Below are 24,242 nucleotides of genomic sequence, written 5' to 3'. Positions count from 1 at the left end.
CCCCGAAGTCGACGCGGTCATCGGGATCTGTGATCAGCCGACTTCTCGAGCGGCATGCGTCGACGTCGCTGACTGAGGAAGCGGTTGACCATTGCCAGCGTTGTTCGCGCTGGACACAATCATGGTTGTGAACTATGCAGACCAGTCCGCATGGCGGGCCATCCAGAAGTTCCTCCCCACGTCGTACCGGCTGACCGCGGACACCGAACCCGCTGAGGAGTGGTGGGTGAACCGTGGCCACCGCATACACCTCGATACCTATCGCGCCCCCGACGCCGCCGTAAAGGTGATCCTGTTGCACGGCGTGGGCACCAACGGCCGCCAGATGTCCATGATCCTCGGGCGCCCGCTCGCCGCACGCGGATTCGAGACCATCGCGATCGACATGCCCACGTTCGGCGTCACCGAGGTCGCGCCCGGCCCGCCGGTCACGTACGACGACTGGGTGCGAATCGGCGCCGATCTGGTCGACGCCGAACTTGCGAAGGACGACCGCCCAGTGGTTCTCTACGGACTCTCCGCTGGCGGCATGGAGACCTTCCACATCGCGTCGATCAACCGCAGGGTCAGCGGCATCGTCGGGATGACCTTCCTCGACCAGCAATCCGCGAAAGTTCGGCGCGACACCGCCTTCGACCCCCTGACGGGATCAGTGGGCGCGCCCGTCATGAAGGCCCTGGCGCGCACACCGCTGCGCAGCACGCGGGTGCCGATGAAGCTGGTCAGCAAGATGCGAGCGCTGGTCAACGAACCCGCTGCCAAGCGCGCCTGCTACGCGGACGCCACGTCAGCAGGCAACCGAGTGACGATGGCATTTCTCGACTCGTACCTGAACTTTCGGCCGACCGTCACGCCCGAGGACTTCGACACCTGCCCCGTGCTCCACACCCAGCCCGGTGAAGACCGGTGGACGCCGCAGGAACTGTCCACTCCATTCTTGGACCGAGTCTCCCGCGTCCCGGTGACCACGGTGGTGCTCGACAACGCCGGGCACTACCCGATCGAGCAACCGGGGCTGGACCAGATGGTCGACGCAGTCGCCGCCTTCGCCGCATCTCCCCGCTAGACCCGATTCGGGTCCGCCCACGTCCACGTAAGAGTCGGAGGGAGCCTGGTGACTTGCCCGTTCGAGCAGTCCGCTCCCGACGATCGATGCGTTCACGTGGGATCCGCTCGAGAAATCACGCGGCAGCCGGGAACCGAGGATCGCAGCAAAGGCAGTCTGATCTCCTCGGCAATGAAGTAGCCGACCGCAGACTCCGCTACAGCGAGAACGGCAGGCATTTCACGGGTATGAGACCCAGCGCAGGCCAGGCGTCGAGTTGTCGCTGGCACTGTTCCATGTCGATCCCGATCAGGCACCACGTCCCGTAGCACCCCTCTGCCGGAGTGGCGGGGGCCGTCGAGCTCGCCGACGCTACCCCGGGCGACAAGATACTCAATACTGTCGCGGCTGCCGACACCGCGATCCCGGCGGCGAATCTACGACTCATGACTGCCCCTGTCTCGTGTTGGGTGCGGGCAGCTGACTCTACGCGGGTTACTCCTGCCCGACCATGGCCGACGACAATCCGGCATACACCGCGACCGGAACGCCGTCGAGGTGGTGCACGCGGACAGTGGTTCCGAAGATCTCGGTGAGCAGCTCCGAGCGCATGATATCGGCGGGTGTACCGGCGGCGACGATAGCGCCGTCCTGGAGGACCATGATCCGATCGGCGTACGCGGCGGCGAAGTTCAAGTCGTGCACGACGACGATGATCGTCTTTCCGAGTTTGTCTGCGGCGTCGCGGAGTCGGTCCATCATGCGGACCTGATGCCGCATGTCGAGGTTGTTGAGCGGCTCGTCGAGCAGGATGACGTCGGTGTCCTGCGCGAGGATCATCGCGACGTACGCGCGTTGCCGCTGACCGCCGGAGAGTTCGTCGAGGAAGCGGTCGGCCAGATCCGCGAGTCCGAGGAAGCCAAGGGCGTCGTCGATCTTCGACTCGTCGTCAGCCGAGAGACGGCCGCGGCTGTGCGGGAACCTGCCGAAGGCGACGAGGTCCCGCACGGACAGCCGCGCGTTGACCGAGTTCTCCTGCCGCAGGATCGCCAGCCGTTTGGCGATCTCCGTCGCCTTGTAGGACGTGATCGCTTTGCCGTCGAGCATCGCGGTGCCGTCGGTGGCGTCGACCAGCCGGCCGAGGATCGTCAGCAGCGTCGACTTTCCTGCACCGTTCGGACCGACGAGCGCGGTGACGCCCCCGGCCCCGAACTCTCCGGTCACCGGCCCCAGAACGGTGGTCTCGGCATAGGTCTTGGTGAGATCGGCGAACTCGATCACATGGTCCCCTTTCGCAAGAGCAGGATCGCCAGGAACGCGATACCACCGCAGAACTCGATGATGACGGTGAGTGTTCCGGCCGCGTAGAAGATGTTGGTCATCACGAACTGGCCTGCAGCCAGCGTGAACACACCGATCAGGAAGCTCATCGGCAAGGTCGCGCGGTGCCGCCAGTCGCCCGACACCTGGTACGCGAGGGTCGCGATGATGAATCCGAAGAACGTGAGCGGCCCGACCAACGCGGTCGACACCGACACCAGGACCGCGATCAGGACCAGGGCGAGTGTCAGCTCTCGTTGGTGATTGACGCCGAGGCTGGTCGCCGGTTCTCTGCCGAGAAGAAGGACGTCGAGCACCCGGCGTCGACGCCACACGATCACGCCGACGACCACGCAGATGACGGCGGCGATCGGCAGCAACTCGGTGTTTACCGAACCGAGCCTGCCGAACAGTTTGATCTGCAGCGCGTCGAAGTCGGACGGCGAGATGAGTCGTTGGAGGAACTCGGAGATCGACCGAAAGGCCATCCCCATCACGACGCCTGCCAGCAAAAGGAGGAACAGGCTCTTGAACCGGCCGGAGAACATCCACCGGTACAGGACGCCTGCGAACAGGACCATCGCCGCCGTCTGCAGCAGGAACTGCGGGACGCCGTCGGAGTTGTCGACGAACCGCGCACCGACCACGGCGACGCCGACCGTCTGAATGAGGACGTACAGCGAGTCGAGACCGATGATCGACGGGGTCAGGATCCGGTTGTGCGTCACCGTGTGGAACAGGACCGTCGCGACGCCCTGACAGAACGCCGCGAGAACGATGGCCGACGCGGTGCGCAGCCGACGGTCGAACGAAGGACCGAACCGGAAGTCCCACCGCATCACGTCGTCGGCGCCGGTTCGGATCAGCAAGAAGAGGACGAGCGCCGCGACGGCCAAGACCACGCCGATCGCCATCCGCGCCTGCCACGGAAGACGACTCGGGCGCGCTGTGCCGATCGCCGGTGCGAGAGTGCCGTCAGAGATTGACACTGAACCTCCTCGACAGAATGATCGCCAGGAACACCGTCGCGCCGACCACGCCCATCACCACGGAGGTGGGGATCTCCATCGGACGGACCACCACGCGTCCGATGAGGTCACAGGAGATGATGAGCGCCACGGCCACGACGCCGATCCACGGAAGATTCTTGCGCACGTCGTCGCCGCGGAGCGCGCTGACGAGGTTGGGCACTACCAGGCCGAGGAACGGAATGAATCCGACGACGACGCTGGTGACGCCGGACGCCAACGCGACCATGGTGACGCCGATGGCCACGGTCCGGCCGTAATTGAGGCCGAGGCTGGTCGCGACGTCGCGCCCGAGTCCGGCGATCGTGAAGTAGTTGGCCATCAGATAACACGCGACGGCGACGAACAGAACGGCCCACAACGGCTCGTAGAAGCCACGGACGATGTGCGCGAAGCCGCCCGACCGCCACGAGACGACGGCTTGAAGCATGTTGCTCTCGATGGCGACGTACGTAGTGGCGGCACCGACCACCGCGCCGAGCATCAGTCCGACCAGCGGCACGATCGCCGACTTGCGCGCCCGGATGCGGTTGATGATCGCAAGGAAGACGACCGTCCCGAGGAACGCCATCGCGGTCGAGATCGCCATTCGGATCAGCGGCGACGCGTCGGGGAAGTACATGAAGCACAGCAGCACGCCGAGGCCCGCCCACTCCGCGGTGCCCGCGGTGGTCGGCTCGACGAATCGGTTCTGCGTGAGGCGCTGCATGATGACGCCCGCGAAGCTCATCGCGACCCCGGCGAAGATCAGCGCGAGGGTGCGCGGCACACGCGAGATGAAGAACATTCGCCACATCTCGGTGTCGCCGCTCAACAGCCCGGCCGCCGTGATGTGGTATTCGCCGGTCATCATCGAAATGACGACGAGCACCACGCACGCGGCGGCCGTCGCGGGAAGAACATAACGGCCCAGCCCGGAAGCGGGTGCGCTTCCGGGCTGGGCCGAAGTGGTGGTCGACGACACGACTAGTTGCCGGAGCCCATCGCCTGGGCGATCTGCGCGTAGCTCTCGCCGTAGCCCTGGATGCCCTCACGGACGTAGAACTGCGGGTCGAGGTAGACGGTGTGGTTCTCCTTCTTGAACGTGGTGTTCGCGAAGGCTTCTTGCGCGTCGAAGACGGCCTTGGCGGGGGTCGCCTGCTCACCGTCCGTCGCGACGGCCGCGTCGCGGTCCATCACGATGACCCACTCGGGATTCGCCTGTGCGATCGCCTCGGGCGTCAGACCCGAGTTCTGGTGGATGTCGCCCTCGTCGCCGGCGAAGACGTCTTTCACGTTCAGCGGCGCAGTGAGCGGCGAGATGCGCTTGGCTCCGTTGTCGATCTTGCCGCCGCTGACGTTCGCGAGGAACACGGTCTGCCCGGTGGCCGCCTGCTTCGCAGCGTCCAGCTTGGCCTGGAACTCGGCGACGATCTGGTCGGCCTGGTCTTCCTTGCCGAAGATCTTGCCGAGGGCCTCGGTCTGGCGGGTCATCTGCGCGACGCGTCCGCCCTCGGAGTCGTCGTTGGCCGCGACGTCGATGAAGGCGCCGCCCGACGCGTCGGCGATCTTCTTGAGGTCGTCGTCGTACTTGCTGAAGCGGTAGCCGCCGATGATGACCGTGGGCTCGACGTCTTCGATCACGTCGAACTTGGGTTCGCTGTGCGTGCCGACGTCCTTGACGTCGTCGTCGTCGACCCACGTGGTGAGCTGGTCCGAACTGAACAGTTGCTTCGGGATCGCGACCGGCGTGACGCCGAACGCCTTCACGGTCTCGGCGGAGGTGTTGTCGAGAACGACGACCTTGGCCGGGTTCTTCGGCACCTCGACCTCACCCGAGTTGGTCGTGACGGTGACCATCTCGCCGTCGGACGAGGAAGCCTCGTCGTCCGAACCTGTGGTCGAACACGCGGTAAACGCGACTGTCGCCGCGACCATTGTCGCGACCGCAGCGCCCCGCTTCATGAGCGAAAACATAAACATCTCTCCAAGAGTAGGTAAGCAAACCCAAACTGTTTATAGATTAGGCTCTGCTCACAACACTCCGCGAATCGGGCTCTCGGTCAATCACTGAGCTGGCCACCGTCATAGGCCGACGAACCCGGCGAGATCAACCCGCTCTCGTACGCGCAGATGACGAGTTGGACTCGGTCGCGGGCGTCGATCTTGGTCAACAGGCGTCCGACATGCGTCTTGACGGTCGTCACGCCGAGGTGAAGTCGGTCGGCGATCATGCTGTTGGACAGTCCGGCGGCGACGAGCTCGAACACATCGCGTTCGCGGTCGGTGAGTGTGTCGAGGACCCCGCCGCGACCAGGGGCGGATCGGGTCGGTGTCCGGACGAATTCTGTGATCAACCGCCGGGTGATCGCTGGTGCCAACAACGCATCGCCTCCTGCGACGGTGCGGATCGCGTCGAGCATCTCCTCGGGAGGGGTGTCTTTGAGGAGAAATCCGCTGGCCCCACCCCGAAGTGCCGCGAACACGTATTCGTCGTCGTCGAACGTCGTCACGATCAGAATTCGCGGAGCGTCCTCGGTCGGTGCGATCAACCGCGTCGCCTCGAGTCCGTCGATGCCCGGCATCCTGATGTCCATCACCACGACGTCTGGCCGCAGCCTGCGGGCGGCGCGAACGGCCTCACCGCCGTCTCCCGCCTCACCCACCGCGGCCAGATCAGCGGTCGCGTCGATCAAGAGGCGGAAGCCGGCACGCACCAACTGTTCGTCGTCGACCACCAGCACACTGATCGGGTCCACCGCGCCATTCATGCGAGCGGAAGCCTCGCTCGCACAGTGAATCCGCCGTTCGGGTCCGGTCCCGCCGCGGCGTCGCCGCCCAACAGCTCGGCACGCTCACGGATGCCCGCGAGCCCGAGTCCTGCCCCGACCGGCGAACTGGCGGGTCGACGACTGCCGTCGTCGACCACCGTCAGGACCAGTTCGGTCGGTCGGTGCGACAGCCGAACCCTCACCTTCGCTCCCGGGGCGTGCTTGACGACGTTCGTGACAGCCTCCTGGACGATGCGGTAGCCCGACAGGTCAACCGCTGGCGGGTAGCGTCGCGGCAGCCCCTCCTCGGTGAGGGTCGCCATGACCACCCCATCGTCATTGATCCGCGCCACGAGCGCGGGAAGATCGGCCAGACCGGGTGCCGGCGCGACCGTCTCCGGGTCGGTGGTGCGAATGTCGCGGAGCAGTCCCCGAAGATCGGTGAGCGCGTCACGACTGGCGGCCTCGATGGTGACGAGCGCGCGGCGCGCCTCCTCAGGCTGTTCGTCGAACACCATTCGCCCGATTCCGGATCGGACGGCGATCATGCTCAGCCCGTGCGACACGATGTCGTGCACTTCACGGGAGAGTCGCAGGTGTTCCTCGACGCGACGGCGTTGCTGTCGCTCGCCCTCCCACCGACGTTCCTGCTCGCGGACCTGGCGCTGAAACTCCCGGCGACCACGAGTCGCATCACCGATCAACCAGGCCGGAACCGCGAGCACTAACTGGACTGCATCCTGATCGATGTCCGGCGAGACGGCGAGCGCGATCGCACCTCCTACCGCGGTGACCACCGCAGCCACCGCCGAGACCGACAACGACCACGCGCGACCGTGTTGCACCGCAACGGTGTAGACGGCGATCGGGAACACCAGGCCCGCATCGGACACGAACGGGGTGAACTGCACGCCGACCAGCATCGCCGCCACAAGTACGACGGTGATGCACGCCAGCACCTCGATCGGCCGACGGCGTCGGAAGACCAGCGGAAGCGCGGCCAACAGCCCGAAGGCCGCTTGCGCGGCAAGCGAGCCGTGACGATCGACGACGCCCACGAGGAGAGGACCGGTGAACAACGCGAAGCATCCGATCGCAATCGCGAGATCGACGAGGGTCGCGGCCCGCCCCGCACCGAGGCGGCTCTCGGCTCGCACCGACCACGGTGGCCGCGCAGTGTCCACGGTCGGCGACGTCACGGAGGAGTTAGCCATGTCTATCAACATACGAGCGCGTCGGGCGCCGTCGCGTCGTTCGCGAGGTCCGTCTTCGGGTCCTCCGCGAGGAGGACTACAGCGGACGCGTCCTCCTCGCGGACGGGTGAGACTCCGGCCTGCGGGCCGACGACAGGACGCTCACACAGCGGCACGGTGGGAACCATGACCACCTCGAGTTCATACCGTCCCATCCGTCCACCACTGTCCAGGCCACTGATCGCGCTGTTCGTAACCCTGTTCGCCGCGGGTCTGGCGCAGGGCGTCGCTGTCTACATCGACCGCTCACCTGTCGCCGCCAACCAGGTCGCAGGTACCGCCGCGTGGTGGCCGCACGCGATCCTGGCTGTGCTCACGGTGGCGTTCGCGACGGGTGTCGCAATCCGCCGTCGTCGGGCCGGGCGTCGTGGATCAGTGCTGCTACTCCCGGTGGGCGAACGCGCCTCCCACCGTGTTCGCGACACTCTTCGCAGCGCTGCCGGCGGCAACGGGACGTGGCGACTGATCGCTGCCGCCCCCGCAGCGGTCTTGCTCTACGGTGCGTTTCGCGTCGGTGTGCAGGTCACCGGCGGGCTCGACCCCGACTTCACCGTCCGTGCATGGGGCGGTCCGGGCTATGCCGGCGCGATGGCCTGCCATTATCTCGCCGCGCTCCTCATGATGGCCACCGCCGCGTGGCTGCTCGACAAGATCCTCCTCCCCGGACAACCGCCACGAGATGGTTCGGGGACCGCGTCCACGCCGAACGCCGGTCCCGCTGCTCGGCCGTCCCGTCACCTGTAAGAATCAAGAGGTGAACACACGGCAGCAGGCACGACGATGACCGAATCCATCCTCGTCCCCGGCGACACGTGCAGACAGACGGCGAAGGCCGATCGGCTGTCGGTGATCGTCGACGCCGCAGACTATTTCACTCATGCGAAGTCGGCACTCCTGCAGGCGCAGCGCCGCGTGATCCTGGTCGGCTGGGACTTCGACACCCGGATCGAATTGGAAAGGGACACAACCACTCCCGGCGTCCCCGACGAACTCGGCGACCTCCTCAGTTGGCTCGCCAAGAACCGTCCAGATCTGGAGATCTTCGTCCTCCGGTGGAGCATCGGGGCACTGACCGGGATCGCGCGGGGCATGCTGCCGCCAGTGGTCCAGGACGCCATCTCCGGCCGCCGACTCCACTACCGCGTGGATGCCGCCCACCCCATCGCCGCAGCGCATCACCAGAAGATCGCGGTGATCGACGACAAACTCGCCTTCTGCGGCGGCATCGACATGACCGTCGAACGGTGGGACACGTCCGACCACGCGACGTCGAACGAGTACCGAGTGACACCGACCGGCGACCCGTACGGCCCGTGGCACGACGTGACGCTCGCCCTCGACGGCGAAGCCGCGACGGCCATCGCCACCATCGCCTACGACCGGTGGGAGGCTGCGACCGGTAAGCGTCTGGACCCGATAACGCCGGACCCGGCGCCGGTTTGGCCGGACGAGTTGGAACCGACGTTGACCACCGTGACGGTCGGCGTCTCCCGCACCCTGCCCGAATACGACGGCCGCGACGAGGTCGACGAGATCCGCCGTCTGTATCTGGCGGCGATCGCCAGCGCCCAGGACACCCTGTACATCGAGAGCCAGTACCTGGCCTCGCGTGAGATCGCCGGCGCCCTGATCACCCGCCTCAACGAGGACGACGGACCCGAGATCGTCGTCGTCCTCCCCCGCCACGCCGACGGCGACATCGAACGGCGCTCCATGGACGGCGCCCGCTACCGACTGTTGCGGGACATCTGGGACGCCGACGTCCACGATCGGTTCCGTATCTTCTTCCCGGTCACCGCGGAAGACGAGTCGATCTACGTGCACGCCAAAGTGCTGATCGCCGATGACCGAATCCTGCGAATCGGATCGTCCAACTTGAACAACCGATCGCTCGGCTTCGACAGCGAATGCGACGTGACGATCGACGCGGTCGACAACGACGACCAGTCGGCCACCGTCCGCTCGGCGATCTCCGCGGTTCGGACCCGACTGATCGCCGAGCACCTCGGTGTGGACGCCGCAGCGTTCGACGCGACTCTCGCCGAACGGCGCTCCCTGGTCGAGGCGATCGACTTGCTTCGCGGCGACGGACGGACACTCGAACCGTTCACCCGGGAGAACACGGCAGACGAGGACTCACCGCTCGCCGACAACGACCTCATCGACCCCGAGGACGTCGACGCGTTCCGCTTCGAACGCGTCTACCGCGCAGTCCTCCGTCGCACCGTCCGCGGAGTCCGGTCGCTACTCCCCTTCTGAACGGCCGCGGCTCTCAGCGCAGTGCCGCGAGCGCCGACTCCGCGGCTCGGAAGCCGCCCATTCCGTGCACGCCAGCAGCAGGCGGCGTCGCCGCCGAACACAGGTACATCCCTGGTGCTCCGAGCGAGTACGGGTTCACCGCGGGCCGCGGACGGAACACGAGTTGGCTGATGGTGTTGGCTCCGGTCCCGATGTCGCCGCCAACGTAGTTCGCGTTGTGCGCCTCCAGCTCCCGAGTGCCGCGTGTCGAGACCGCGACGATCCGGTCCCGGAAACCCGGTGCGAATCGTTCGATCTGCGCGATGACCTTCTCCGTCGCATCGCCGGTGTAGCCGTTCGGAACGTGCGCGTACGCGTAGATCGGGTTGACGCCGTCCGGGCCGCCCGCCGACCGGGAGGGATCGGCGAGATACTGCTGACCGAGCAGGACGAACGGCTGGTCGGGCATCTCGCCGCGGGCCGTCTTCCCCTCGACGTCCGCGATCTGCGCCGCCGACCCACCGACGTGGACCGTCCCCGCCCGACGACAGTCGGCGTTGCGCCACGGAATGTCGCCCTCAATGGCGAAGTCGACCTTGAACGATCCGGGCCCGCGCTTGAACGACCGCAGTCCGCGCAGGACGCGTGGCGGCAGAGCGTCGCCCGCGATGTCCGCCGCGCCGTTCGGCGCAGTATCGAACACAGTCACCTCGGGTCGGGCGCCGACCACGTCGCGCAACTGGTCCATCGACGTCACGGGCACGCCCGTGATCACTCGGCCGCCGAGCTCGGTGAGTTCGGCGACGAGGGCGCGGGCGATCGCTTCGCTCCCGCCTTCTGCCACCGGCCACCCCACCGCGTGTGCGGACGCCGTCAACAGCATCCCGACGGAACTACTCAACGGCAGGTCGAGCCGCCCGAAGGCGTGCGCCGCCACCCCCATGAACAGTGCTTTCGCCGGCTCGTCACGGAATCGACGCACGGTGAGCTTCGCGGGCGGCAACGTCCGGACACCGAACCGGACAAACGTCACCGGATGCTGCGGCACGTGGACCACCGGGCCGAAGACGTCCTGAACGAGGTCGTCGAAATTGCTGACCGAGGCGCGGAACATCCGCGTCCACGACTGCGCATCCACGCCGAGAGAATCAGCGGTCAGGCTCGCGTCGCGGCCGGCCAACCCGGCGCGGCCGTCGTCGAGCGGATGCGCCAGGTCGACCTCGGGCCACAACCAGTTCAGGCCGTGGCGTTGCAGGTCGAGCGAGGTGAAGAACGGCGACGCGACACCGGTCGGATGGAACGCCGAGCAGTCGTCGTGCAGCAGTCCCGGCACCGTCGACTCACTGGTCAGGGTGCCGCCGCCGGGACGATCGGACGCTTCGACGACCGTCACGTCGAGCCCCGCCTGGGCCAGCCGGATAGCGGCAGTGAGCCCGTTGGGCCCGCTGCCGACGACAGCCGCGACAGTCATCGGACCGCCGTGCCGTCGGCGCTGCTGGTCAGCGTGGAGCGCCGCACGAATCCGGGAGCCGTCCATCGCACGTCGAGCGGGATAGGACCGTTCGGCAGCCAAGGCTGTTCCTTGACGCAGTCGGCGACCTGCCAGGTACCGCGTTCGACGACGCCCAGCGCAGCGTCGATGACGCGGTAGTGCTGAGGGGTGTCGTACTTCCACGGGGTGGCCTGCGATTCGCAGTAGGCGACGACGAGGTCACCCGGCTTCAGATCGAGGCGCTTCTGGATCGAGGCGATGAGCCGCTCATCGTGCATGTGGCCGTCGCCGAAGTTCCAGCCGACGATCGTGTTGCACATGAACTCACCCTCCCGGAGCGTGCGGTCCTCGATGTCGTCGAGGTGCTCGAACAGCGCGGACAGGACGCCGCGACCCTGGCTGTGCATGGAGCGCCAGCCTACCGCCTTCTGCTGGGTGACATCGGCTTCGTCGCGGGTGTACGGGGTGAGCGCCATCCGCTGCAGTTGGTCCACCTGGTTCTCGACGAGCGGCAGTTCGTTGAGTCGCTCCTCGATTCCCGGACGCATGGCCCAGACCGCCGACGCCCAGTTGCCTGCGTACTGCCGCATCGACGGCAGGAACGAGATCAGGTCGGGGCGCAGATTTCCGATGACCGGGCCGACCAGCGCCAGCGCGAACACCGGCACCAGGATCCAGGCGTTCTGGAAGTGCCAGATGCTGTAGGTCGCGGCGTCGAACCCGCCGCTGACTCCGCCCCACAACACGATCGCGATGAATCCGAAGAAGACGTTCCATTCGAGCGGAACCGCGAGGGGGAACGTCGAGGTGATGAAGAGATGGAACCCCACGATGATGATCGCGGCGATCAACGCGACGACGGAGTTCGCGACGAACAGCAGCACCAACGGGACGACGATCTCGACGGCTGTGCCTGCGACGTGCGCCATGAACCATGCAATACGACTCGGGCGGATGTCGTTCGGGGCGTCACGGTAGTGCGCCTTCTTGACGGCGTACGGCTGACCGGGACTGTTGGAGATCATCGGCGGAATCACCATGAGGAAGTGCTGACCGAACTTGGAGACGCCTGCCCCGACCCACACGACGACGATGATGACCTTGAAGACGATGACCAGATTGACGAAGTCCGAGGACGTGGCCCCGTCACTGAGTGCCACTGCGCCTAGGATCGCCGACCACAGGAAGATCGGCAGGTACTGCTCGGAGCGGGCGGCCAGGAAGATCACCTTGTCGCGCAGCCCCATGAGCGGCATCGCGATCAGGATCGGGATGAACGTGTACGCGGGGATGAGCTCCTGGGGGTCGGTCCCGTCGGGCACCGCCGTCACGGGAACGGCGCTGACGATGAGCGGGTACAGCAGGCTCGCGAGGACGACGAGGTACAGGAGGACGTCACCGACGGTCCGCTCGTCGCCACCGGTGCCGGGCAGGCGCCTGCCCCACGGCGCCATCCGAATGGTGCCCGGCCTGACCCAATAGCGGATGTTGCCGAGCATCGGTGCGAAGTGTCCGCACAAGGGCCCGAAGGCACCCGCGAGCCCGACGACCTCCAGGAACATCAGCCACACGGCGAGCTTCTGGTAGGTCACGATCTGGGTGAACCAGCTCATCGGGTCGGTGAACTCAACGGTCGACGACGTCCACGCCGTGATCGCGAGACCGAGTGCGAAGTAGAGGCCGAGCATCTTCACGATGTAGACCATGTGGAGCATGCGGGGCGTGTTGAAACCGTCCTTGACCCACGCGGTGTTGAGGATGCGAAGCCGCTCGCGTACCGGTAGCGCAATCAGTTCGTCGGGAGCCATCGGCTCGGGTTCCGGAGCGAAGAAGCCCATGATCAGTCACCTTCTTTGGCGGAGTCGGAGGTCTGGGTGCGCATGGTCGGCTTGTCGAGCTTGCCGACAGGATTCTTGGGAAGGGAGTCGAGGATGAGGAACTCGACGGGCACCTTGACCTTGGTGAGGTGCTGGGCGCACAGCGCACGGAGGTCGTCGACAGTCGTCGTCCGTCCCGGATTCAGGGCCACGAATGCGACCGGCACCTCGCCGTACACCGGGTGGTCGCGTCCGACGACGGCCACTTCCATGACGGCGGGATCGTGCGCGAGGACCGTCTCGATCTCCTTGGGGTAGATGTTCTCGCCACCCCGGATGATCATGTCCTTGATGCGGTCGACGATGCTCAGGTAGCCGTCCTCGTCGAGGATCCCGACGTCGCCCGTGTGCAGCCAACCGTCCGCCAACGTCTCTGCGGTCGCATCCGGCCGGTCGAGGTAGCCCTGCATCACGTTGTCGCCGCGCAGCACCACTTCGCCGCGCTCACCGGCAGGCAGCAGCGTGCCGTCCGGCCCCATGATGCCGACCGTCTGACCGGGCAGAGCGATGCCGACAGTTCCCGGCTTGCGGACGCCGTCGATCGGGTTGGACGTCGCACCGCACGTGCACTCGGTGAGTCCATAGGCTTCGAGCAGCGGGAATCCGTACCGCTCCTCGAAGCCGGCCAACAGTTCGGTCGAGGCGGGCGCGGCACCGCAGATGCCGAAGCGGACCGACGACGTGTCGGCCTGGACCTCGTCCGGCAGTGCGAGGAGATGCGCGTAGATCGTCGGCACCGCAGAGAAGTAGGTGGGCTTGAGTCGTTCGATCGACTTCAAGAACTCGACCGGGTGGAACCGACTGAGGATCGACAGCTGGCCGCCGCTGAGCATCGTCGACAGGAAGCTGACACAGATCGCGTTGACGTGGAAGAGCGGGAGGACGAGGAGGCAATGGTCGTCGGTGGTCAACCGCAGCGCGGCGTCCATCATCGACGCCATCGACGACACGTTGTGGTGCGTAAGGCGCACGCCCTTCGGTCGTCCTGTCGAGCCGCTCGTGTAGATCAACAGCGCCAGCCCGTCCTCGTCGACCGCCGGATCGGCGGGCGTCCCGGTGGCTGCCGTCCGCAGGTCGCCGACCGGCAACCGCTTCCCGTCGACCGTCGACGACTCGTCGGCGACGATGACGAGGTCCGCGCCCGCGTCGTTGATCTGGTAGTTCGCCTCAGAGTCGGTGAACACCGGGTTGATCGGCGTCGCCGCCGCACCGAGCCGCCATGCAGCGACGATCGACGTCAACAGTTCGATGCGGTTGGGCAGCATGATCGCGACGACGCTGCCGCGGCCGATACCGAGCTCAGTGAAATGCTCTGCGGCGGCGATCACCCGGCCAGCGAACTCGTCGTAGGTGAGTTCCTCGTTGTCGTCGCGAACGCAGTTGCTCGCACCCCAGGCTTCCGGGCGCTCCCAGGGAAGGTAATCGGTGGGCATGGTCGTCGCTCTCAGAACAGACCGGCGTCGAGGCCGCCGTCGAGGACGAGACTGCTGCCGCTGCAGAACGTCGACTCGTCGCCCGCCAGGAACATGACTGCGTCAGCAACCTCACTGACTGTGCCGAACCGCCCTTGCTTCTGTTCGATCAGGCCGCGGAAACCTCCGCCCGGCAGACCCAGTGCCTGTTCGAACACCTGCACCTGCGAGGTCACCAGCTCGGTCTCGACGAAACCTGGAACGACGGCGTTCACCCGCACGCCGTGGTCGCGAAGCTCCACAGCAGCCGTCTTCGTCAGGTTGACGACGGCCGCTTTCGACGCGGCGTATGCGCCGATCAGAGGCGTTCCGGCGAGCGCCGTGATCGATCCCAGGCTGACAATCGTCCCTCCTCCAGCGGCGACGATCGCGGGGGCCGCGTACCGGATCGATAGGAATACGCCGTCGAGGTTCACTGACATCACATTCCGCCAACCGGCGAGGTCCAGTTCAGTAATCGGCGACACCGTCGCCACGCCTGCGTTCGGCACCATAACGTGCAGGCCACCGTAGGTGTTGACCGCGGTGTCTACCAGCGCCTGCACCTGTTCCTCATCACGTACGTCACAAGTCACCGCAATGGCGTTCGGCAAACGGCCCGCTGCCGCTGTCGCCGCCTCGCCATCAAGGTCGGCCACAATGACGTTCGCTCCGACGTCGGAGAATCGCTGCGCGATTGCGAACCCGATTCCCTTCGCTGCGCCAGTGACTACGGCGGTCTTTCCTGCAAGGTTGTGCACCATGAGATTTCCTATCTGCTGCGGACGAAACATGATCAGCACCAACATTAGAAAGTCCGGTGAGCTACGACACTGTGCGGAGCGCACAGTGTATGTGCAACAGTTGTGCGCACAATGCGATGAGACGGCTAAGCCGATTCGAGGGGCAAGGTCAATGCTGAATACCAGATCCAACGACGACGATCTGCACGAACGGATAGCGGCCTGCGTGCGCGAGGTCGCACGCACGATCGGAGGTCGTCTCACTGAGACCGCAACCGCGTTGCATCTCGAGCTTGCCCAATCCATTCCGGACCTGCGCGGCGATCCGATGATTCTCGAACTGCTTCGAGCCAGTACCGAGAGCAACGTCGAGACGTTCCTTCACCTTACCCAGCACTCATTGGAGGTCACTGACGTCACCGCACCGGCCGCGGCAACCGCATACGCGCAGCGTCTGGCTCAGCGCGGGACCTCGATCGTGGCACTGACTCGCGCCTATCGATTCGGGCAGCGACGAATCCTCGACGTGGCATTCACCGAGATCCCACGTCAGGAACGCGACCCGAAGGTGGCGTACGGCGCTATGCGGTTGATGCACGACATCGCTTTCAGTTACGTCGAGAGGGTTGCCGAGCAGGTGATCGAAGCGTACGACGCTGAACGTGAACGATGGCTCGCTAATCGGAACCGGGTACGCGAGACCATGCTGGCCACGCTCCTCAATGACGCTGACGTCGACATCGCCGACGCCGAAGCGGCGCTCGGCTATCGACTGACGGGACGTCACCTCGGTGTAATCGTCTGGGACGATGCGGGCGGCAACACTACGACAGCCCTGCGGCGCCTTGAGTCGGCGGTAAGCAGGGTCGCCGACAGTATCGGAGGCATAGGACAGCCGCTGTTCATGCCGCAAGACGGTTCCGTCGGTTGGGCCTGGATCCCTTGCGCGACGTCCGCGAGCGACGTCGATGTCTCCGAGATCCGCAGCAAAGCGATCATAGACAAGGGGGTCCGAGTTGCGCTTGGCACCCCCCGCGCGTCGGCGGCAGGGTTCCGCGAAACCCATTGGGAGGCGGTACGCGCGCAGGCAGTCGCGAACCTCGCTGCGAGTTCCGCCGACGATGTGACGACCTTCGCCGAACCCGGAGTGCGTGCGGCCTCACTGCTGGTCGGCGACGTGCCCGCCGCCCGGTCGATGGTCACTTCAGTTTTGGGCGATCTCGCTGCAGACGACAAGACCGCCGCTGTGCTCCGGGAGACGCTGTTGTGCTTCCTCTCGGAAGGAGGCAGCTTTCAGGCGGTCGGCCGGAAGCTCTACATCCATCGCAACACCGTGAAGTATCGGATCGATAATGCTGTCGCGGTGCGCGGCCGCCCGGTTGACGACGACCGGTTCAACCTCGAGTTTGCGCTGCTGGCGTGCCGGTGGCTCGGGCCATCAGTGTTGTCCAGCGGTCAGAACCGCGCTTGACGCCGTTCGCCGATTCGACGCATCACGCCGAGCGCGCTCAGCCCTACCGACGGTGCGGCGTCGACAATTCGCACCAAAGACCCACGCCAACGCGGCACTACACGGAAGATCTGTCGTCGGCTCTCAAGGAGATCGACACCGATTCGTGCGACGCGCTCTGCGGACAGCGGAGCCGGCCCGGAGAACAGCATGACGGCACCCGGGTCCCGCTCATTATCGGTCACCATGGCGGTGCGCACGACGTCAGGACAGAGCGAATGGACACGAATCGGCAGGCCTGCGTGGTCGAGGTCACCCTGCAGCGACGTCGTATACGACAAGACCGCTGCTTTGCTCGCAGCGTACAAGGCCAGGCCAGGGACCGGGGTCAGCGCAGAGATCGACGCGATGTTCAAGATCGCACCGCCTCGGGCCCCCATCGCTTCGATCGCAGCAGACGACCCGGCGACGGCGCCGCGCGTGTTGACCTCCAGCAGTGCCGCCACCTGTTCATCACTGTGCGTCCACGCGTCGCCCGCGAACAGTATTCCCGCATTGTTGACCCACCGAGCCAGCGGACCGAGTTCCTCGGCGGCGTTGGCGATACGGCGATGTGAACCGATCTCACGCACGTCCTGCTCCAGACCGATCGCACCACCACCGATCTCAGCCGCGGCACGCTCGGCGGACTCCCCGTCCACGTCGGTCAGCACTACTCGATTGCCCCGCGCGCAGAGCTCTCTAGCGATCGCCAGCCCGATTCCGCGCCCCGCGCCTGTGACTACAGCACTTGAATTCATACCACGATGGTAGATGGGGCGGTGATCTGAAACACTGTGCGCGAAGAACAGTCTCGACGATCAGACTTGTGCGGGAGAGTCAGTCGGCAACGGTCTACTCATCCGACGGGTGCGGAACGGGTGTTCACTGATTCGCGAGCGGACACGCGCCCATTCGTCTCTCGGGTAAACCGGCGGATAGCGCAATGACAGCGCAGCGCCGAGTGTGAAATAGCTGCGTAGCACTCGAAACCCGAGGTACGCCGGGACATATTTGACTGCCCGGGGCGCGAGGGCCAGACACACGCATACTGCAACGACCATCGGCATTCCGAGGACGGTCGCCACCACGGGCTGCCATGCCATCTGCAGAAACGTCATGTGGAACGCGGTCTGCGCGATCACCGCGAACAACAGCAACGGAGCGAGCATGGCGCGACGGGCCGCATTGACGAGTTGAAACGGCAGTACGAACGTACCGGTCATCGACCGGCGGTCGAACAACGTGGCGCGGTTGTGCGCGGTGATGTGGTAGATACTTCGGAACCAGCGCGTCCGCTGCTCACGAAGATGAGCGTACGAGAGCGGCGTCTCGCTGTAGTAGACGGCGGTCGGGTCGGCGACCGTGTGATAGCCCGCAGAGTCGAGCCGAAGACAGATGTCGGTGTCCTCCCCGTTCATACCCTGGACCATCGGACCCACCAGCGCCAACGCGCTCCGACGGTACACGGCAAACATACCGGGCACCCCCAGAACCCCCTGGTACCCGTCGAGAGAGAGTTGAAAGAACCCGTGCCGCAGAAGGACTTCGACGAGGCGAACCTTGTCGATCCACGTCTCTTCGGTTGAGGGCAGCGGCAAGCCGCCGACCGACCCGACGTGGGGGTCGACGAAGTGCCGCATCGCGCGCTGAAGACAGTTCGGACCGATGACTGTGTCTGCGTCGATCCGAACGACGAATTCCTCGGTGATCGCGGATATGCCCGCGTTCAAGGCGATCGCCTTACCGGGCGGGGGACAGTCCATCACCTCGCCGGTGATGGACACGCATGCCGCAATCGCATCTTGGGCGACCTGCCCGGTGGCGTCGCTCGAAGCGTTGTCGACGACATAGAGGTGGATGTCGCCACCGTAGGTCTGCGCCGCGCGGTCCACCGAGGCGATCGTGTCTGCGATGTCGTGCGCCTCGTTGTGCGCGGGCACGAGCACTGCAACCCTGGGCGTGAACACGACCCCTTCGATGCGGCGTAGCCTGCGCCATCCGAACGCGGCCGTCACCGATGCCAGGATCTGTTGCACCAGAAAGACTCCCGGCCCGATTCCGCCAAGAATCGCGACTTGACGCAACGCGTCGACCTCGGTACCGAACAGTTGCAGCGCAACCGCCGCACCCACCAGCGCCACCACGAGAGCGAACGACAGAACCAGGTACGCCGACAGAGGCGTCCGTGGAGCCAGCGGCGGCCGTCCCGCCGCTGGCAATTGCGCCTGCCGCATGATCGTGTGCGGCAGAATCGTCAGAGCCACAAGACCGGAAATCATCTGGAGCCCGAACACCGACGCGGATACGACCCCCAGGTGGTGCAGCGCCCACGCGGTCGCATCCAATACCAGGCAGAACACGGCGAACTTTGCGATCAGCGCACTGCCGATGACAATCCGTCGCCATACGTTCGAGTATGCAAACGCCGCATACGTGACGAAGAAGATGACGATGAACAGCCGAGTCGGCACCGCCGCATCGCCGCGGTCTGCAGCGAACAGCACGACGTCGTTCGGCCCGTCGGCGATTCCCGTCCGCTCACCGACGGTCTTCGCACACATCGCGACGAGGCACAATGCAGCGAACAGCACCAGGAAACCGTTTGTGCCGGCCGCAGGACGGTCGACCGAATACTCGGCTGGCGCGCTGTCGACCGATCGAAAGTAGTCGGTGATCGCAGCCGACTCCTGGGGGTCCGCCGGACGGCGACTCATCCCGGACCGCTCCGACTCGGTGAGACACTCTCGACCGGAGAACCGTCGGCGCCGAATGCAATCGACCCGTGTCGGGTGACGACCTGCGCAGATTCGGTGCCGAATGGCGGCAGCATTGTCGTCGTGCCGGAACCGACCGGTTGGATCACCAACCCCGCGACCGCATCGCCCACTGTTCCACTCGAGACGAGGACGCCGTCGTTGATCGCGGTGACGTCGGTCCGGGGTGGCCGACCAGACTCCAGACGTCCGTCCGAGACCGTCACCGGAGTCATCACGGTTGCGCTGGTCCCGATCTGAACGAACGGCTTCCCATCCTCCGCCGCACGATTCCACCGGTAGTCGGGTGCGCCGTCTACGGGTACGAACTCGGCGAGCACGGGAACCGACGCATTCAGGACTGCGACGGTGTCCACGCCCTGTTGCGGCGGTACGTACACGGTGAACCCCGTCGCCAACGTCTGTGGAAGCGAGGTAAGGCCGGTTCCTCGATCCTCACCGAGGAGCAGCGCCGATCCGGAGTCGAGCGCCATCGAGTACGGCGTCTGCCGGACATCGCAGCCGCCGAGGTCGCGGTCTCGCTGCACCGTGAAGGTCACCGTATTGCTGGTCCGCTGCAGTTGTGCAGGCAGGTCGATGACCGGCGTTGGGCCGCCTCCGCGGAGCTGCCGAGAGTCGATGAGCCGACCGTTGAGCGTGGTATTCACGATCCACGTCAGATCCGACGGACTCGCCGGCAGCTCCCAATCCGCGCGCACTGCTCTCGGCAGCCGACCGCCGGGAAGATCCGCGAGCGAATACGAGACACGCCACGTGTGGTTCTCGACGACCGTGGCCGTCGTGAAGTCGGTGCCGAGATCGCCCAATGCAACTTCTGCCCCGACCGGGCGCGCGGCAGGCACCCGACGCGGTTGGTTGCCTGACCCGTCTGCCGCGGTCAACAGTGGGCCGGTGATCAACCGGGTCGCGTCAGCCGCGGACGTGCTCCGCACACCGAGGACCGGTACACCGTCGATCGTGCCTACTGCGACCTGGTCATTCGATGACGAACCCCATCCGAGGCCCTCAAGCTGCCCTTCGGGACCAACCACAACGGCATTGCTCGGATCGTCGGGCAGGGCATCCGCATACGTGACGTGGTGGCCCGCTTGAGTCAGGCCGACGCCGAGCTGTGCGGCCACAGTCCGCCACGGGTCCCCGTTGTCTGGCAGCACAATAGCGACGGCGTCGTCCCACGTCGCGACGACGTCCCGCACTGTCCCGACCGTCTCGTCGAGTGCCGCTTCGACGAGAGTGTCCGGCTCGATGTGGACGTTGGCTCCCGTCGAGTGGTCGGTGGCGCAGATCTGGTCGTGCAGCGAGCCGTCAAGACGGAACTGCACGCGTACCTGTCCGTCGGCCACCGCACCGGCCGGGATGTCGACGATACGGTCGAGTTCGGCGTCGCCGCGTGGCAGTTCGCTGCGGTCTACCTGGTCGCCGTCGACGATGACGGCAAGGAACGCCGTCGATTCTTGTGCGACCTGCACACGTCCGCGTAGATGTATGCGTGTCTGCGACTGCCCGACGTCCACGGGGACGCGAAAAACGACGTTCGCGGACGAGGTGTCGTCACTCAGCCACAGACCATCTGAGTATCCGATGCCGTCCAGAGTCCGCTGCAGGTGCCGATCGGCTGCCACATGAAGACTGTCGTCGTCCGCGGACCGCCCGAACCAATCAGGACGTGCTACCAGTAGCACCAGGAGCAGGACACATGCCGTGGCGAGCACCCACCATGCGAACGGCGGCACCGTTCGCCCGCGTTCACTACGGTGATATTCGGGCTGGTGGTCATCGGACTGCTCGTCATCGGTCACGGAATCACCGACTCCACGGCTTCGACTCGTTCTCGGTTCCAACACGATTCAGCGGGCACCCGCGCCGGATCAACACGGTCCGAATGTGCTCGCGCGAGGTCGATCTCAGCGGCGAGGAGATCCGATCGTAGCGCGATCGGATCAAGACCGAGCCCGACGAGGTGGTCGTTACGCACCGACAGATCGTTCGCGTCGGCCTCACGTCGAGGGTTCTCCACACGGCTGACAGCGGCCCCCGTCAACTCGGCGACGATATCGGCGAGGTCGGACACGCGATGAGTCTCGCTGATCTGGTTCATCACGCGAACGCAGCCGTCGATCTCACAACCGGATTCGATGGCAAGCCGGATACAGCGCACGGTGTCGTTGATGTTGATGAACGCACGCGTCTGGCCCCCGCTGCCGTGCACCGTCAACGGCAGACCTACGGCCGCTTCGACGAGAAAGCGGTTGAGGACGGTCCCATAGTCGCCGTCGTAGTCGAAGCGGTTCACCAGCCGCGGATCGAGTGCGGTCTCGGCGGTCTGCGTCCCCCACACGATGCCTTGATGCAAATCAGTGATGCGTAGGCCATCGTTGCCCGCATAGAACTGGAACAAGAGCTGGTCGAGTGACTTCGTCAGGTGATAGACGCTGCCCGGCTGCGTCGGATACAGGATGTCCCGGGTGTGCGTGTCACCGTTGCGATCTGGATAGCTGACTGTCAGATAGCCTTCCGGCAGGTCCATCGGCACCGTCTCGTAGCCGTACACGCCCATCGTCCCCAGGTGGACGACGTGAGCGTCTACTCCCGCCTCGGTGACCGCCGCCAGGAGATTGTGAGTCCCGTTCACATTGTTGTCGACCGTGTACCGCTTGTGAGCGGACGACTTCATCGAATACGGGGCGGCACGCTGCTCTGCGAAATGCACGATGACGTCCGGCCTGACCACACCGATCAACGACTTGAGACGCTCGTACTCGACCGCGACATCGATCTCCTCGAACCCGATCGTGTTACCTGTCTTCTCGTGCCACGCGGCGAGTCGTTCGGGCAACTCGGCGATCGGAGTCAACGACTGCACGCCTAGTTCAACGTCAATCCGACGGTGGACCAGGTTGTCGACTATGGTCACCTCGTGACCGATGGCAGACAGGTGCAGGCTGCTCGGCCACCCGCAGAACCCGTCTCCGCCTAACACAATGACTCGCATTCCAGACCCTTCACGTCTTTCTAATGAAGTCTGCGACGTTGCCTGCACCCGCGTTCTGCGCTTCACCCACAGCGGGTGAATTCTTCCGCCGATCATCCCGGATTACGGCACAACCTAAACCACAACCCGTTAACGACGAGCGATCGTCCCGACGACGCGAGGTTCACCGATGACCGCCGTACGCAGTCTTCTGGTCCCCGATCATCAACGACGGTCGACAGCCGATCTCCGGGATCGCCTGGACCTGTCGGTCGGCGACTGCGCATCGAAGAAGTCCGCGTTCTGGATCATGCTGGTCCTTGCCGCAGTGATCGCGATCTCGGGTGTCGCGTCCGATTCCACAGCGACGGTGATCGGCGCGATGATCGTCGCCCCGCTGTCGATCCCGATTCTCGGTATCGGCCTGGGGCTCGTTTCCCGGGACTCGCGTCTTGTTCTGCGGAGCGTCGCACTGCTCGCTGCGGGAGTCATCGTGGTCATCGGACTCGGGTACGCGTTTGCGTTGCTTCTGCCGAGTGGCACCGACGTACTCACTAACTCCCAGGTTACTGGCCGGACGTCACCGAAGCTAATGGACTTGACCGCAGCGTTGGCGACCGGTGTAGTTGCATCGGTCGCGCTCACCCGGCGCGACGTCGGCGACGTCCTTCCGGGCGTCGCCGTCGCGATATCGTTGGTTCCCCCGTTGGGAGTCGTCGGCGTGTGCCTCGGTTCCGACGCTCTGGGGCTCGCTTTCGGCGCGTTCATCCTGTTCGTCTCGAACGTCGTCGCACTGATACTCACGGCCATGATCGTATTGACCCTCGCCGGTTACCACCGGGAGAAGGACGCCACCGCCTTCGGCAGTCGCTGGCGCGCGTACTCGATTGTGGCGACGGCACTAGTTGCGGTCGCGATACCGATGACTGTGAATTCGTTGACATCATTGTGGTCCGCACAGATAGCCGACGCGGCGCGCGGCTGGATGGACGCCACGACCGGAGCGCAAGTCGCCGAGGTCAGCTTGCAGGGAAGCACCGCAACCGTCACCGTTCTCGGTCCCGCAGATCTTCCGCCCCTCGCTGACTTGCAGCGATCTGTCGACGAACTGGTTCCGTGGCATCCGCGCGTCGTACTCGTCCATGTCATGGGCAGCCGAATCTCGAGCCAACCGTGATCTGTCGGCAGTGACGGAGAACGAACACTGCGACGCAGCCCGATCACGGACCGCGTCGCAACGATCGTCAATCGGCGAACACGTCGTGCAGCATTGCTTCCTGCTCGTGCGAAAGGTTGGTCGAAATGAGTTCCGGCGACTGCCCTGCGAACGCTTCGTGGACGCGGTCGAGTGTCGCGTCCGAGGTCAGGACGAACAGCGCAGAGGTCCCTTGCGTCACCTTGTCGCGCACCGAGGTGATGAACTCATCATCAATGCCAACATCGCCGAGCGACCCTGTGAGAGCGCCCATCGCTGCACCAACGGCCGCGCCGAGCAGTGGAACCAGAAAGATGAGGCCGAACAGCATCCCCCAGAACGTGCCCCCAAGCGCGCCCGCGGCCGTGAGGTTGTTGGCCTGCTTCGTCTTAGGTTTCTTCGCGTTCTCCGGCCATGAAACCGTCGCCGCGTCGTGCACGGTGATCAACTCTTGCTTCTGCAGGTCGTTGAGTGTGGTCAGTGCCGTCTCCGCGCCACTAGGCGTCGGGAATTTCCAGACAGTCAGAGTTCCAGCCATGGTGATTCCTTCCAGTTCAGGTGGGACCGATACCGGTCCGCTGTGTCGATCGTGAAGCTCGCCGATCGTGCGAGC

The 24,242-nt window shown here is 65.3% G+C and carries 21 protein-coding genes; 5 read left to right on the top strand and 16 right to left on the bottom strand.

The features are described 5' to 3' along the window. The first annotated feature begins 121 nt into the window (after window positions 1–121). Entirely contained in the window at window positions 122–1,066 is a 945-nt protein-coding gene (locus L5G32_RS12385; protein ID WP_237011364.1) for an alpha/beta hydrolase, read from the top strand. A 474-nt stretch (window positions 1,067–1,540) separates the two neighbouring features. On the opposite strand, the gene L5G32_RS12380 is transcribed toward L5G32_RS12385, so the two are convergent. The 7 genes from L5G32_RS12380 to L5G32_RS12350 all read right to left on the bottom strand — a co-directional run bounded on the left by L5G32_RS12380 (window position 1,541) and on the right by L5G32_RS12350 (window position 7,524). Continuing rightward, window positions 1,541–2,326, bottom strand: a complete 786-nt coding sequence (locus L5G32_RS12380) for an iron ABC transporter ATP-binding protein (protein ID WP_237011363.1) — start codon at window positions 2,324–2,326, stop codon at window positions 1,541–1,543. After that, window positions 2,323–3,354, bottom strand: coding sequence for an iron chelate uptake ABC transporter family permease subunit (locus tag L5G32_RS12375; protein ID WP_237011362.1), 1,032 nt, complete (start codon window positions 3,352–3,354; stop codon window positions 2,323–2,325). Before L5G32_RS12375 ends, L5G32_RS12380 begins: the two co-directional genes overlap by 4 nt. After that, window positions 3,341–4,357: an ABC transporter permease gene (locus tag L5G32_RS12370; protein WP_308192040.1), complete on the bottom strand. Its 1,017-nt coding sequence runs from the start codon at window positions 4,355–4,357 to the stop codon at window positions 3,341–3,343. Before L5G32_RS12370 ends, L5G32_RS12375 begins: the two co-directional genes overlap by 14 nt. A gap of 2 nt (window positions 4,358–4,359) precedes the next feature. After that, on the bottom strand, window positions 4,360–5,349 hold the full coding sequence (locus L5G32_RS12365; RefSeq protein WP_237011361.1) for an ABC transporter substrate-binding protein: 990 nt from the start codon (window positions 5,347–5,349) through the stop codon (window positions 4,360–4,362). Between the two features lie 86 nt (window positions 5,350–5,435). Then, window positions 5,436–6,143, bottom strand: a complete 708-nt coding sequence (locus L5G32_RS12360; RefSeq protein ID WP_237011360.1) for a response regulator — start codon at window positions 6,141–6,143, stop codon at window positions 5,436–5,438. Further along, window positions 6,140–7,357 (bottom strand): sensor histidine kinase, encoded by a 1,218-nt coding sequence (locus L5G32_RS12355; RefSeq protein WP_237011359.1) that lies wholly within the window; start codon window positions 7,355–7,357, stop codon window positions 6,140–6,142. The genes L5G32_RS12360 and L5G32_RS12355 overlap by 4 nt, the downstream gene beginning before the upstream one ends. Window positions 7,358–7,362: 5 nt before the next feature. Next, on the bottom strand, window positions 7,363–7,524 hold the full coding sequence (locus L5G32_RS12350) for a hypothetical protein (protein ID WP_237011358.1): 162 nt from the start codon (window positions 7,522–7,524) through the stop codon (window positions 7,363–7,365). On the opposite strand from L5G32_RS12350, the gene L5G32_RS12345 reads away from it, so the two are divergent. Both L5G32_RS12345 and L5G32_RS12340 read left to right on the top strand, forming a co-directional pair. Next, complete coding sequence (locus L5G32_RS12345; protein ID WP_237011357.1) at window positions 7,523–8,140, top strand: hypothetical protein; 618 nt, start codon at window positions 7,523–7,525, stop codon at window positions 8,138–8,140. The genes L5G32_RS12350 and L5G32_RS12345 overlap by 2 nt on opposite strands. Window positions 8,141–8,176: 36 nt before the next feature. Further along, on the top strand, window positions 8,177–9,655 hold the full coding sequence (locus tag L5G32_RS12340) for a phospholipase D-like domain-containing protein (protein WP_237011356.1): 1,479 nt from the start codon (window positions 8,177–8,179) through the stop codon (window positions 9,653–9,655). Between the two features lie 13 nt (window positions 9,656–9,668). Here the strand turns inward: L5G32_RS12340 and L5G32_RS12335 are convergent, their stop codons facing one another. The 4 genes from L5G32_RS12335 to L5G32_RS12320 are packed head-to-tail and all read right to left on the bottom strand — an operon-like array spanning window position 9,669 to window position 15,218. After that, complete coding sequence (locus L5G32_RS12335; protein WP_237011355.1) at window positions 9,669–11,105, bottom strand: phytoene desaturase family protein; 1,437 nt, start codon at window positions 11,103–11,105, stop codon at window positions 9,669–9,671. Next, the gene (locus L5G32_RS12330) at window positions 11,102–12,964 is read right to left on the bottom strand and encodes a DUF3556 domain-containing protein (protein ID WP_237011354.1); all 1,863 of its coding nucleotides are present in this window, start codon (window positions 12,962–12,964) and stop codon (window positions 11,102–11,104) included. The genes L5G32_RS12335 and L5G32_RS12330 overlap by 4 nt, the downstream gene beginning before the upstream one ends. Window positions 12,965–12,966: 2 nt before the next feature. Beyond that, entirely contained in the window at window positions 12,967–14,436 is a 1,470-nt protein-coding gene (locus L5G32_RS12325) for a class I adenylate-forming enzyme family protein (protein WP_237011353.1), read from the bottom strand. 11 nt (window positions 14,437–14,447) lie between these two features. Next, a complete protein-coding gene (locus tag L5G32_RS12320) occupies window positions 14,448–15,218 on the bottom strand; it encodes a glucose 1-dehydrogenase (RefSeq protein ID WP_237011352.1) in 771 nt (256 codons plus the stop codon). A 151-nt stretch (window positions 15,219–15,369) separates the two neighbouring features. On the opposite strand from L5G32_RS12320, the gene L5G32_RS12315 reads away from it, so the two are divergent. After that, window positions 15,370–16,668: a PucR family transcriptional regulator gene (locus L5G32_RS12315; RefSeq protein WP_237011351.1), complete on the top strand. Its 1,299-nt coding sequence runs from the start codon at window positions 15,370–15,372 to the stop codon at window positions 16,666–16,668. On the opposite strand, the gene L5G32_RS12310 is transcribed toward L5G32_RS12315, so the two are convergent. The 4 genes from L5G32_RS12310 to L5G32_RS12295 all read right to left on the bottom strand — a co-directional run bounded on the left by L5G32_RS12310 (window position 16,653) and on the right by L5G32_RS12295 (window position 22,455). After that, window positions 16,653–17,447, bottom strand: coding sequence for an SDR family NAD(P)-dependent oxidoreductase (locus L5G32_RS12310; protein WP_237011350.1), 795 nt, complete (start codon window positions 17,445–17,447; stop codon window positions 16,653–16,655). The two genes, L5G32_RS12315 and L5G32_RS12310, sit on opposite strands and share 16 nt — an antisense overlap. A 60-nt stretch (window positions 17,448–17,507) precedes the next feature. Next, complete coding sequence (locus tag L5G32_RS12305; protein ID WP_237011349.1) at window positions 17,508–19,403, bottom strand: glycosyltransferase family 2 protein; 1,896 nt, start codon at window positions 19,401–19,403, stop codon at window positions 17,508–17,510. Further along, the gene (locus tag L5G32_RS12300; RefSeq protein WP_237011348.1) at window positions 19,400–21,085 is read right to left on the bottom strand and encodes a hypothetical protein; all 1,686 of its coding nucleotides are present in this window, start codon (window positions 21,083–21,085) and stop codon (window positions 19,400–19,402) included. Before L5G32_RS12300 ends, L5G32_RS12305 begins: the two co-directional genes overlap by 4 nt. Window positions 21,086–21,258: 173 nt before the next feature. Then, on the bottom strand, window positions 21,259–22,455 hold the full coding sequence (locus L5G32_RS12295) for an NAD-dependent epimerase/dehydratase family protein (RefSeq protein ID WP_237011347.1): 1,197 nt from the start codon (window positions 22,453–22,455) through the stop codon (window positions 21,259–21,261). Window positions 22,456–22,624: 169 nt separating this feature from the next. Here L5G32_RS12295 and L5G32_RS12290 point away from each other — a divergent pair, with 169 nt between their 5' ends. Further along, entirely contained in the window at window positions 22,625–23,611 is a 987-nt protein-coding gene (locus L5G32_RS12290) for a TIGR00341 family protein (protein ID WP_237011346.1), read from the top strand. A 67-nt stretch (window positions 23,612–23,678) separates the two neighbouring features. Here the strand turns inward: L5G32_RS12290 and L5G32_RS12285 are convergent, their stop codons facing one another. After that, window positions 23,679–24,167 (bottom strand): DUF1269 domain-containing protein, encoded by a 489-nt coding sequence (locus tag L5G32_RS12285; RefSeq protein WP_237011345.1) that lies wholly within the window; start codon window positions 24,165–24,167, stop codon window positions 23,679–23,681. Window positions 24,168–24,242 lie beyond the last annotated feature (75 nt).

The organism is Gordonia zhenghanii (genome assembly GCF_021738965.1).
GTDB classification, from domain to species: Bacteria; Actinomycetota; Actinomycetes; order Mycobacteriales; family Mycobacteriaceae; genus Gordonia; species Gordonia zhenghanii.
Note: the sequence above shows the minus strand (reverse complement) of the source record. Positions and strands in the feature narration are given on the sequence as shown.